Here is an 11,136-nt window from a genome sequence, read left to right as displayed (position 1 = left end):
CGTCAGGCCCGCGACGCCGTCCGCGACTCGCGGCCCGCGGCGAAGCGGCTGAGCGCCCCCGTCTTCGCGAGTGCGCGGACGAGCAGCCACGAGCCGAGGCCCGCGACCACGATGCCCGAGATCGTCGTGGTGATCGCGTACGTGATCGCGAACTCGGGCTTCGACCCGGGGTACCAGTACAGGAGGTCGAGGATCGACTCGGCGATCCCGGCGCCGGCGCCCGCCAAGAGGGCGGGCACGAGGCGCCAGTTCGCGTAGAGGAACAGCGCGAAGACGATCTCGGCTCCAAGCCCCTGCACCACACCGGAGAGCAGCGTCGCGAATCCCCACTGCGTACCGATCAGCGCCGAGACGGTCGCCGCGACGACCTCGCCGAACAGCGCGGCGCCGGGCTTCCGCACGATCAGGGCGACGAGCACGCCGGCGAACAGCCACGGGCCGTTCAGGATGCCCTGGAACCCTGGGAGGAGGGCCCCCACGGGCTCTGAGATCGGGTTCTGGACGATGCCCCAGACCCAGAAGACGACGCCGGACGCGACGGCGACGACGCTGGCGACGACGATGTCGACGACGCGCCAGCGGAAGACGCGCGAACGCGCGCCGGTGGACGTGGAGGTGATGGTTGCATGCACTGGACGTGCCCTTTCATTCAGCGAAACAGGGCACGGGATGTGAGATGGCCTCCCTGCGCTGGCATGACCCAGATCAGGTTCGACGGTCGAGACTTGGAGAAGTCTCCTCTCAGCCCGGCTCACCGGACTCCCGTGTTCGCCCCCAATACTAGTCCGCTGAGGGCACGGTGCTACTTCTTGAGCGCGCGGATCACGCGCGACCAGGCGTGACCGGCCACCCAGACGAACGGGATGCCGATCGCCAGCAGCGTGATCAGGTTCGGACGGAACCGGACCCCGGTCTCGTCGGAGACGTACGCGCCGAAGGGCACGGCCCATCCGCCGCCCCCACCGCCGCCGGGGGCGTCCTCGCCGCCCTCGCCCACGACTCCCGCGCCGAAACCGAACTGGACGGCCGCCACCGGCACGATGGTGGTCCCGTCGACGACGACGGGCTCGCCGTAGACCGACTTGATGCCGGAGGCGCTGAGCGTCTCCGCGAGCTTGAGCGAGATGTTCGTCATACGCCTGAGCGTAGCCCCCGGCTTCCCGTGCGACCAGGCCCGTTCAGTCGCTCACGTACTTCGGGTTGCGGCCGTCGCGCTCCTCCTCGTCGGCGTCGCGCGCACGGCGCACCAGCGAGGCCGGTCCGATCATCCCGCGGCCGAACCGCGCGCTCACCGCGTCCAGGGTGCGCTCGGTCTCGCGCCACTCCTCATCCGGGTCCCACAGGGCGACCGCGTCGCCGCCCGCATCGAGCAGCTGCTCCGCGCGGACGCCGATGAGCCGCAGCGGCGTCTGCCGCACGTCGAGGTTGAGGGCGCCGAACACATCCCACGCCTCCTCGAACAGGCGCCTGCCGACGTTGGTCGGCTCCGCCAGCGTGCGCGACCGCGTGATCGTGCGGAAGTCGGAGAACCGCACCTTGATCGACACGGTGCGGGCGATCATCGCGTGCTTGCGGAGCCGCTCGCCGACCCGGCCCGACAAGCGCAGGAACTCGCGGCGGAGGACGTCGAGGTCGCCGACATCCGTGTCGAAGGTGTTCTCGTGGCCGATGCTCTTCTCGCGCGACTCGGTCACGATACCGCGGTCGTCCCGGCCGTTCGCGAGCTCGTGGAGCTTGCGGCCGCTCGCGTCTCCGACGGCTTTCTGAAGCACGTGCAGCGGGGCGTCCGCGAGGTCGCCGACCGTGAGCAGCCCCATCCGCTCCAGCGACGCCTGCGTGCTCGCACCGACGCCCCACAGCGCGCCCACCGGGAGCGGGCGGAGGAAGGCGAGGGTCTCGGAGCGCGGGATGACCAGCAGGCCGTCCGGCTTGGCGCGGCCCGAGGCGAGCTTCGCCATGAACTTCGTCGCCGCGACCCCGACCGAGCAGGTCAGCCCGGTCTCCTCCTGCACCCGCGACCGGATCAGCTCGGCGATGCGGCGCGGCGACCCGAGCAGGCGGCGGGCGCCCGAGACATCGAGGAACGCCTCGTCGATGCTGAGCGGCTCCACCAGTGGCGTGACCTCGCGGAAGATGTCCATCACCTTCGCCGAGTACTCGGTGTACCGGTCGTAGTGGGGCGGGAGGATGATCGCGTTCGGACACAGCCGGAGTGCCTGCGACATGGGCATCGCGCTGCGCACGCCGTACCGCCGCGCCTCGTAGGTCGCGCTCGTGACGACGCCGCGGCCGCCCGCATGCCCGACGATCGCCGGCTTGCCGCGGGCGTCCGGGCGCTCCAGCAGCTCGACGGACGCGAAGAACGCATCCATGTCGACATGCAGGATGGCGGACTCGGAGTCGTCGACGTCGGCCGCGCTCACCTGCCGCTGGCTGCCATCCGCTCGTCCCACGACTCCAGCTTCTCACCCGCCGCCGACACGCGGGACACTCCTCCGCCGAAGTGCACGTCGTGGCGCCTAAAACCGGCGAATAGCGACCACGACGTGCACTTCGCGGACTCGGCGACGTACGTTTGGGGGCATGGAATTCAGGTACCTCGGCAACAGCGGTCTCAAGATCTCGGAGATCATCTACGGCAACTGGCTCACCCACGGCTCCCAGGTCGAGAACGACACGGCGACCGAGTGCGTGCACGCCGCCCTCGACGCGGGGATCACGACCTTCGACACCGCGGACGCGTACGCCAACACGGTCGCGGAGCAGGTGCTCGGCGACGCCCTGAAGAGCCAGCGCCGCGCCTCACTCGAGATCTTCACCAAGGTCTACTGGCCGACAGGCCCCAAGGGCCACAACGACGTCGGGCTCTCGCGCAAGCACATCCTCGAGTCGATCGACGGATCGCTGCAGCGCCTCGGCACCGACTACGTCGACCTGTACCAGGCGCACCGGTATGACCACGAGACCCCGCTCGAGGAGACGATGCAGGCGTTCGCCGACGTCGTACGCGCCGGCAAGGCCCTCTACATCGGCGTCAGCGAGTGGACGGCCGACCAGCTGCGCGCGGGACACGCGCTCGCCAAGGAGCTCAACATCCAACTCATCTCGAACCAGCCGCAGTACTCGATGCTGTGGCGCGTCATCGAGAAGCAGGTGGTGCCCACCTCGGGCGAGCTCGGGATCTCGCAGATCGTCTGGTCGCCGGTCGCCCAGGGCGTGCTCACCGGCAAGTACAAGCCGGGACAGCAGGCGCCGGAGGGCAGCCGCGCGGCCGACGAGAAGGGCGGCGCCGACGCCATCCGCGGATTCATGCGCGACGAGGTGCTGACCGCGGTTCAGGGGCTCCAGCCGATCGCGGACGAGCTCGGCATCACCATGGCGCAGCTCGCCGTGGCGTGGGTGCTGCAGAACCAGAACGTGTCGGGCGCGATCGTCGGCGCGTCGCGCCCGGAGCAGGTGCGGTCGAACGCCGCGGCCGCCGGTGTGCGTCTGTCCGGCGACGTCATGGCGCGCATCGACGAGGCCGTCGGGGATGTCGCCCAGACCGACCCGGCGCTCACCGTCTCCCCCGCCAAGCGCCCGGCCTGATCCGCCGCTCGGGCGTCAGACGAGGGCGGCGACAAGCGGGCGCAGCCAGTCGCGGAAGGCGACGGAGTCGTTTCGCAGCGACGCGCTGACCACGACGGTGTGCGGGCCGACGATCCAGGTGCCTTTCTCGGCGAGCGGCAGCACGTCGATGTCGAGCCGGAAGTACCCGGCCTGACGGCGGAGCTCGTGCTCGCGCTCGCGCACCACGTCCACGATGTCGGCGGCGCGGCGGGCGTGGTGCTCGGCGCTGTCCACCAGATACTCGGCGTGCCGCGCTGTCGCCCACTCGGCGGCCGCCTCGTAGTGGGCGATCACCGCATCCTGCAGTTCGATCACCCGGTCGAACGCCTCGAAATGCGGAGGCCGCAGCAGTGGCGCCGTGAGCCGGCGGTGCCGGTCGGCCGCCGCCTCGAACCACGCCTCCCACTGCCGGGCGAGGGCGGCAGCGCCCTCCTCCCGCGCAGCATCCGGGTCGGCGGCGGGCGCAGCCGGTCGTCCGGCGGGACGAGCGGGATGGATGAACGGAGCCGGTCGGGTGCGCGGCACCGGTGCGGATGCACTACGCCCGTCCACCGCCTCCGCCCGCCCGGAATGCAGCACCGGGAGCACCGTCGGCTCGAGTCGCGGAAGCGCGGGCTCCACCCGGCCGTGGAGACCGGCGAGCTCGCGCACGGCGAGGGCGACGAGCAGGTCCCACGGGCAGTCCTCCGTGACCTGCCATCGAAGGGTGCCCTCGACGAACATGCCGACATTGTAGGTTCGCGGCGCGCCGGGAGGTAGTGGGTGCCGAACCGGTTCAGCGGAGCGGCAGGATGCGGGACCTCAGCGGTCGTACGGTTCCTCGGCCACGAGGAGCGACGCCGGGATGATCGCCGTCTCGTACGGTCCGCGTCCGTCGCGTCGGTGCTGGGGCTCGAAGAACGACACCGTCCACGTCGTCAGGCCGTCCTGCGGCCCGTAGACGTTGCGCAGCCCGCGGTCGCCCGGCGCGATGATCACGCCCGTCGGCTCGCCGATCCAGTCGTCCGACGACGCCGGGTCGTGCTCACGCACGTAGACCTGCACTCCGACACCGAGCCCGGGACTGCGGCGGCCCGTTGTCTCCGGACTCCCGCCCGTCGCCGATCGATCACCGGATGCGCGTCTCCACATGCCGTCCATCGTGCCACCCCCGGGCTGTGCGACCGCTCAGTGCTTGCGGTCAGTGCGACGTCGTCGGCCGCGTCGAACCCCCTGCGCGGCGCGCCGGGTCGAGAAGCCGGCGCAGCGTCCACCGCTCGGCCACCGTCCACGTCGTCGACGTAAGGATGTAGACGGCGGCCGCCAGCGGGACGAACGCCGCGAAGACCACGGTCACATAGGGCAGGAACGACAGCGCACGCAGCATCCCGACCGGCGCCGTCGACCCTTCCGGCTGCGGCAGCGTCAGCACCCGTCGGGACACCGTGGTCACGATCGCGATCAACGCGAGGACGCCGAAGTAGACGAGGATCCCCGGCCAGACCCCGGCCCCCGCGCCGGTGAGCCCGACGAAGCTGGTTCCGAGGGGCGCCCCGAAGGCGTGCTCCCCGAGCAGCGTGTTGGCGTGCCCGGCGATGGTGGGATGCGTGAACACGGCGTACAGCAGCGTCACGACGGGGATCTGCGCGAGCAGCGGCAGCATCCCGGCGAACGGCGACACCTGTTCCTCGCGGTACAGCTCCATCGTCTTCTGGGCGAGCGTCTCGCGGTCGCCCTTGTGCCGGCGCTGCAGCTCGGCGAGGCGGGGAGCGATCCGCCGGCGGCTGTACTCGGCGCGCACCTGGCTGACGCCGACGGGGATGAGGACGACGCGGACGAGCATCGTCAGGACGACGACGGCGACGAGGCCGGCGGCGGTTCCGGCGATCGGTTCGACGGCGGTGGAGAGAGCGGTGACGAGGCTGTATGCCCCGTCGAGGAGGGCCGCGATGGGCGGCCAGGAGAAGAAGTCCATAAGTGTGTGATCCCTGCGATTCGGACGGATGCGGACGCGTCTGGTCGCGAAGGCGCCGCCGTCCGCCCGGTGGCGGGATAGGGGGTGCGGTTACGCGGCCGGCAGGGAGACGCCGGGCGCTCTGGGGCGCGGCCGCCCGTCGGCGTCCGGAGCCGACTGGCTCTCGGCGAGCCATCCCGCGACGGGGAGGATCGGCCGGGACCACGCGGAGCGCACCCGCAGGGAGGCGGCGAGAGCCGCCACCGACCGGAGTGCCGCCGCAGCGACGACCGCAACCAGGCCGAGGGCGCCGGCCACACCGGCCAGCGCGACGACTCCGGCGGGGCTGCCGCCGCCGAGCATGCCGAGCGCGGACGCGAAAGCGCGTCCGAGGAGCTCGAGCAGGGCGGTCATGCAGACGACGGTAACAGAGCCCGGCCGGAACGCCGAGAGCGTTCGCGCGAGGCGGACGCGTGTCGCCTCCCGCCGACGCTCGGTGGAAGGATGGGGTCATGACTCGAGTCGCGATCATCGGAGCCCACGGAAAAGTCGCCCAGCAGCTCATGCGGGTGCTCTACGACCGCGGAGACGACTTCGTCGGCGTCGTCCGCAGCGACGAGCACGCCGAGGATGTATACCGCCTCGGCGGCCTCGGCGCGCTCGTCGACATCGAGAAGGCGGATGCCGACACCCTCGCCGAGGCGATCCGCGGCTGCGACGCGGTCGTGTTCACCGCCGGGGCCGGAGCCGGCTCGGGCATCGAACGGAAACGGACCGTCGACTACGGCGGCTCCGTGAAGTCGCAGGAGGCGGCCGCGAAGGCGGGCATCCGGCGGTTCGTGCAGGTCTCGGCCTGGGGCGTCGACGCTCCGGTCGACGACGCCGACCCGGTCTGGAAGGCGTACGTCGAGGCCAAGCGCGACGCCGACACGGCGCTCCGCGCCTCCGGGCTCGACTGGACCATCCTCCGCCCGGGCGGCCTCACCACCGACGAGGGCACCGGGAGGATCACGCTCGGCGACAGCGTTCCGCGCGGCAGCATCGCCCGCGAGGATGTCGCCACCCTCATCGCCGTCGTGCTCGACGAGCCCGCGGCGATCGGCCGGCAGTGGGAGGTCATCGGCGGCGACACCCCCATCGAGGACGCCGTGCGGGCGCAGGTCGCCTCCGCGTAGGCTTGCCGCCGTGACCACCGACAGCGCGACGAGCGACGGAGCCGCGACCGCGGGCGCCGAGCACCTCCCGTACAGTACGAAGCCCTGGATCGCCGGCTATGCGCCCGGCGTCCCGGCCGACGTGGAGATGCCCGCCGGGTCCCTCTCGCACCTCATCGACGAGTCGGTGAAGACATACCCCAAGCACGTCGCCCTGGAGTTCTTCGGCGCGACCACGACGTACGCCGAGCTGGGCGACCAGATCGCGCGCGCCGCCGAGGGCCTGCGGAGACTCGGCGTCTCGAAGGGCGACCGGGTCGCGCTCGTGCTGCCGAACTGTCCTCAGCACGTCGCGGCGTTCTACGCCGTCCTGCGCCTCGGCGCCGTGGTCGTCGAGCACAACCCGCTGTACACGCCGCGCGAGCTCCGCCACCAGTTCGAGGACCACGGCGCGACCGTCGCCATCGTCTGGGACAAGGTCGCCGCCACCGTGCAGGACCTCCCCGCCGACCTCGGCGTCACCACGGTCATCTCCGTCGACCTCACCCGCGCGATGCCCGCCTCCAAGCGGTTCGCGCTGCGGCTCCCCGTCCCGGCGGCGCGCAAGGCCCGCGAGCAGCTGACCGCGAAGGTGTCCGGAACCATCTCCTGGGATTCGCTGGTCGCCTCCCGCCGGATCGCGAAGTCCTCCCCGCGGCCGGAGCGTGACGACCTGGCCCTCATCCAGTACACCTCCGGCACCACCGGCGTGCCGAAGGGCGCCATGCTCAGTCACGGCAACCTGAACGTGAACGCCGCGCAGTCCCGCGCCTGGGTGCCGACCATCGAGCGCGGCACGTCGGTCGTCTACGCGGTCCTCCCCCTGTTCCACGCGTACGGGCTCACCCTCTGCCTCACCTTCGCGATGAGCATGGGGGCGCGGCTGGTGCTGTTCCCGAAGTTCGACCCCGACCTGGTGCTGGATGTGGTGAAGAAGCACCCGGCGACCTTCCTGCCCGCGGTCCCCCCGATCTACGAACGGCTGGTGCAGGCGGCCGAGAAGCGGAACGTGTCCCTGTCGGGCATCCAGATCGCGATCTCGGGCGCCATGAGCTTGCCGCAGGGTATCGTCGACCTCTGGGAGCACGAGACCGGAGGCTACCTCGTCGAGGGCTACGGCCTCTCCGAGTGCTCGCCGGTGCTGATGGCGAACCCGGTCGGCGCCACCCGCCGCGAGGGCACGGTCGGCCTCCCGCTGCCGAGCACGGAGCTGCGCGTGGCCGACCCGGACGACCCCTCGGTGGACCGCCCGTTCGGCGAAGAGGGCGAGCTGCTCGCGCGCGGTCCGCAGGTGTTCTCGGGCTACTGGCGGAAGCCCGACGAGACCGCCAAGGTGTTCTCCGACGACGGCTGGTTCCGCACCGGCGACATCGTCACGATGGATGAGGACGGCTTCGTCCGCATCGTCGACCGCATCAAGGAGCTCATCGTCACCGGTGGCTTCAACGTGTCGCCGACCGAGGTGGAGGACGCCCTGCGCTCCTTCCCGGGCGTCGCCGACATCGCCGTGGTCGGGCTCCCCCACCGCCGCGGCGGCGAGGACGTGGTCGCCGCCGTCGTGATGGAGCCCGGCGCATCCTTCGACGAGGAGGCCATCCGCGCATTCGGCCGCGACTGCCTCACCCCGTACAAGGTCCCGAAGCACGTCGTGCAGGTGGACGAGCTGCCGCGCTCGATCGTCGGCAAGGTCATCCGCCGCAAAGTGCGCGACCAGCTGCTCGCCGCACAGGCGAAATAGCCGCGCGGTCGGGCGTCAGCCGCCGATCGGGAACACCAGCAGCGAACCGGTCGCCGTAGCGACCGTCTTGCCCGCAGCATCCGTGATGACTCCGTCGGCGAAGGCGACGCGGTTGCCGGGCTTCGTCACGGTCGCGGTGCAGGTCAGTGGACCGGTCCCCGCGTGCACCGGGCGCAGGTAGTTGACGGTGATCTGGATGGATGTGTACCCCTGACCCTGCGGCAGCGTCGTCTGCACCGCGCACCCGAGCGCGGAATCGAGCACGGTGCACACGAACCCGCCGTGCACCGTCCCGATCGGGTTGTAGTGCGACTCGTCCGGCTCGCACACGAACGTGGCCGTCCCCGGGTCGGCGGCCACCAGCGTCATGCGCATCAGCTCGGTGATGGGAGGCGGCGGCAGCTCACCGCGCAGCATCGACCGGAGGTACTCCAGCCCGGTCATGCTGGGCATCCGGGCGACGCCCGGAGCCGGGTCCTCCCAGTGGACGGTGCGAGTGCGGGTCTGCGTCTCGGTCTGGGTCTGGGTCTGGTCGGCGCCGGCGTCGCTCATGCCGTCATCCTCGCACGCGCGGCGCCCGCAGGTCAGGCTGCGCGGGTCAGGCTGCGCCGAGCCGCGCGAGCCGTCGCCGTGCCGCCAGCTCCGCCTGCGGCTGCGGACCGAGCAGGGTGCGGGCCCCGGCGAGCACCGCGGAGGTCGCGCCGTGGAGCGGGAGCAGCCGCTCGGCCGCCGTGGTCGGCAGCCCGAGGAGGTCGCGGTGCCGTGGTTCGAGCGTGGACACGGCGGCACGGAACACGATGCGGTACGACGGTCGCAGCGTGCGGCGGAGCGGAGCCCGGCGGATGAACCGCACGATCTCCTCGACCTCCGGACCACCGCGCAGCTCCCCCGCGTCGGTGACCGCGTCGATCTCGGCCCGCAACGCCGCTGCGGATCGCGGAGCATCCGGCACCCCCATGAGCTCCGCCGCCCTGGCCCACTCGGCCACGTAACCGTCCGCTCCGCCCGGGATGGGACCGCCCCAGTGCTCGTGCGCCGTCAGGAACGCGTCGGTGAAGGCGAGGTGCACCCAGCGGGCGAGGTCGGGGTCGTTGGCCGAGTACGGCCGCTCGACGCCGTGCCCGTCGACGTACGTGCCGGTGACCCGGCGGTGCAGAGACCGCACCATCTCGCTCCCCGCGACGGCCTGTCCCCGGCTGCCGAACGTGACGGTGTGGATCCATTGGATGGTCCCCGCAAGCCGGCCGAGCGGGTCCTCCCGGTAGCGGGAAAAGTCGCGCACTCCGGCCAGCGCGCCCGGGTGCAGGGCCTGAAGCAGCAGGGCGCGCACCCCGGCGACGAGCGTCGGCATGCCGCCGTGCACCGCCCAGGCAGCGCTGTCGGGACCGAAGAAACCCTCGTCCTCGCCGTCCTCCAGCCGCAGGATCCAGACGGGCACCTCATCCGATCGCCCGGCCAGGGTCTCGATCAGACGCGAGCGGACGGGTGCGAGCACCCGTTCGACGGCGGCTCCGGTCATGCGGCCACGCTCATCCCGGGATCTCGAGGCCGAGACCGTCGATGACCTGCGCGTCGGGCAGCTGCCCGAGCAGGCGGCCGGGGAGAAGGATCTTGGAGCGGCGGACGCCGGACCCGATGATCACCACGCCGTCGTCGATCACGCGCGCGTCGACGAGCACCGGCCAGCCGGCGGGAAGGCCGATCGGGGTGATCCCGCCGTACTCCATGCCGGTCAGCTCCACGGCGCGGTCCATCGGCAGGAAGGACGCCTTGCGCACGTCCAGGAAGCGCTTGACGGTGTTGTTGACATCCGCCCGGGTGGTCGACAGGACGACGCACGCGGCGATCCGCTCCACGCCCTCGCGCTTGCCCGCGACCACCACGCAGTTGGCGAGGTCGGCGGCATCCAGACCGAACTGATCGCGCGTCGCGGACGTGTCGGACACGTCGGGGTCGATCTCGACGATGCCCACCTCATCCAGCCAGCCGAGCGCCTCGAGCGCCTCGAGGGTGGCCGGAGCGAGGAGGTCGGTGCGGGAGGAGGCCGGTGCGGAGGTCAGACCGCCGAGAGTGAAGACGCCCATGCGCCTACTCTGCACGCGCCGCCTGGGAGTCCGCAAACAGCTCCGGTGCCGGGGCCGCCGGGCCCAGACGCTTGTACATGATCGTCGTGCCGCCGAGCACTCCGGACGGGCTGACGGCGAAGTCCGGGATGCTGCCGACCGCGCTCCAGCCCCACCGGCGGTACAGCGTCTCCGCCAGGCTGCCGGTCTCCGTGTCGAGCACGAGGAGGGTCAGCCCGGTCTGCTCCGCGTGCCGTTCGAGCGCCGCCATCAGTGCCGGAGCGACACCGCGGCCGCGGGCGGCGGGATGCACCATGAGCTTGACGACCTCCCCGCGGTGAGGGCCGTTCGGCTTCGGGGAACGCAGCAGCGTGATCGTGCCGATGGTGCGCCCGTCCGGCTCGCGGGCGACCCAGGTCGTGGCTCCCGCATCGGCGAACAGCGCGCGCCACCAGGCGGTCGCCTCCTCGGGCGACGGCGGTACGATCCAGCCGACGCTCGCGCCGCCCTCCACCGTCTCGGCGAGCACGGCGGACAGTGCGGAGGCGTCGGCCTCCGCACTCTCCGCCGTCACCCGTTCGACGAGGATGCCGCCCACGG

14 protein-coding genes and 1 riboswitch are annotated in these 11,136 nt (G+C 71.7%); of the genes, 3 read left to right on the top strand and 11 right to left on the bottom strand.

What is annotated here, in order from left to right:
- Positions 1–2: 2 nt before the first annotated feature.
- The 3 genes from AXZ95_RS09195 to AXZ95_RS09185 form a co-directional block, all read right to left on the bottom strand.
- Positions 3–632 carry an ECF transporter S component gene (locus AXZ95_RS09195; RefSeq protein ID WP_018190744.1) on the bottom strand — a complete coding sequence of 210 codons (630 nt, stop codon included), beginning with the start codon at positions 630–632 and terminating at the stop codon, positions 3–5.
- Positions 633–665: 33 nt separating this feature from the next.
- Positions 666–776, bottom strand: a riboswitch (TPP riboswitch).
- A gap of 26 nt (positions 777–802) precedes the next feature.
- Positions 803–1,135 (bottom strand): spore germination protein GerW family protein, encoded by a 333-nt coding sequence (locus AXZ95_RS09190; RefSeq protein ID WP_018190743.1) that lies wholly within the window; start codon positions 1,133–1,135, stop codon positions 803–805.
- A gap of 43 nt (positions 1,136–1,178) precedes the next feature.
- Positions 1,179–2,453: a DNA polymerase IV gene (locus AXZ95_RS09185; protein WP_231374396.1), complete on the bottom strand. Its 1,275-nt coding sequence runs from the start codon at positions 2,451–2,453 to the stop codon at positions 1,179–1,181.
- A gap of 130 nt (positions 2,454–2,583) precedes the next feature.
- Between AXZ95_RS09185 and AXZ95_RS09180 the strand changes: the two genes are divergently transcribed.
- Positions 2,584–3,588, top strand: coding sequence for an aldo/keto reductase family protein (locus AXZ95_RS09180; RefSeq protein ID WP_018190741.1), 1,005 nt, complete (start codon positions 2,584–2,586; stop codon positions 3,586–3,588).
- A gap of 15 nt (positions 3,589–3,603) precedes the next feature.
- Here the strand turns inward: AXZ95_RS09180 and AXZ95_RS09175 are convergent, their stop codons facing one another.
- From AXZ95_RS09175 to AXZ95_RS09160, 4 genes are all read right to left on the bottom strand, one after another.
- The gene (locus AXZ95_RS09175; RefSeq protein WP_018190740.1) at positions 3,604–4,332 is read right to left on the bottom strand and encodes a hypothetical protein; all 729 of its coding nucleotides are present in this window, start codon (positions 4,330–4,332) and stop codon (positions 3,604–3,606) included.
- Between the two features lie 78 nt (positions 4,333–4,410).
- Positions 4,411–4,641, bottom strand: a complete 231-nt coding sequence (locus tag AXZ95_RS09170; protein ID WP_231374395.1) for a hypothetical protein — start codon at positions 4,639–4,641, stop codon at positions 4,411–4,413.
- A 148-nt stretch (positions 4,642–4,789) separates the two neighbouring features.
- Entirely contained in the window at positions 4,790–5,563 is a 774-nt protein-coding gene (locus AXZ95_RS09165; RefSeq protein ID WP_018190738.1) for a YidC/Oxa1 family membrane protein insertase, read from the bottom strand.
- 90 nt (positions 5,564–5,653) lie between these two features.
- Positions 5,654–5,956, bottom strand: a complete 303-nt coding sequence (locus AXZ95_RS09160) for a DUF6412 domain-containing protein (RefSeq protein WP_018190737.1) — start codon at positions 5,954–5,956, stop codon at positions 5,654–5,656.
- A 98-nt stretch (positions 5,957–6,054) separates the two neighbouring features.
- Between AXZ95_RS09160 and AXZ95_RS09155 the strand changes: the two genes are divergently transcribed.
- Both AXZ95_RS09155 and AXZ95_RS09150 read left to right on the top strand, forming a co-directional pair.
- Positions 6,055–6,717, top strand: coding sequence for an SDR family oxidoreductase (locus AXZ95_RS09155; RefSeq protein WP_018190736.1), 663 nt, complete (start codon positions 6,055–6,057; stop codon positions 6,715–6,717).
- 10 nt (positions 6,718–6,727) lie between these two features.
- Entirely contained in the window at positions 6,728–8,473 is a 1,746-nt protein-coding gene (locus AXZ95_RS09150) for a long-chain-fatty-acid--CoA ligase (RefSeq protein WP_018190735.1), read from the top strand.
- Positions 8,474–8,488: 15 nt separating this feature from the next.
- On the opposite strand, the gene AXZ95_RS09145 is transcribed toward AXZ95_RS09150, so the two are convergent.
- The 4 genes from AXZ95_RS09145 to AXZ95_RS09130 are packed head-to-tail and all read right to left on the bottom strand — an operon-like array spanning position 8,489 to position 11,134.
- Positions 8,489–9,025 carry a PaaI family thioesterase gene (locus AXZ95_RS09145; RefSeq protein WP_018190734.1) on the bottom strand — a complete coding sequence of 179 codons (537 nt, stop codon included), beginning with the start codon at positions 9,023–9,025 and terminating at the stop codon, positions 8,489–8,491.
- Between the two features lie 46 nt (positions 9,026–9,071).
- Entirely contained in the window at positions 9,072–9,992 is a 921-nt protein-coding gene (locus AXZ95_RS09140; protein WP_018190733.1) for an oxygenase MpaB family protein, read from the bottom strand.
- 10 nt (positions 9,993–10,002) lie between these two features.
- Positions 10,003–10,557: a YbaK/EbsC family protein gene (locus AXZ95_RS09135; protein ID WP_018190732.1), complete on the bottom strand. Its 555-nt coding sequence runs from the start codon at positions 10,555–10,557 to the stop codon at positions 10,003–10,005.
- 4 nt (positions 10,558–10,561) lie between these two features.
- Complete coding sequence (locus AXZ95_RS09130; RefSeq protein WP_018190731.1) at positions 10,562–11,134, bottom strand: GNAT family N-acetyltransferase; 573 nt, start codon at positions 11,132–11,134, stop codon at positions 10,562–10,564.
- Positions 11,135–11,136: the final 2 nt, after the last annotated feature.

This window comes from Leifsonia sp. 115AMFTsu3.1 (assembly GCF_004362795.1).
Lineage (GTDB): Bacteria > Actinomycetota > Actinomycetes > Actinomycetales > Microbacteriaceae > Leifsonia.
Note: the sequence above shows the minus strand (reverse complement) of the source record. Positions and strands in the feature narration are given on the sequence as shown.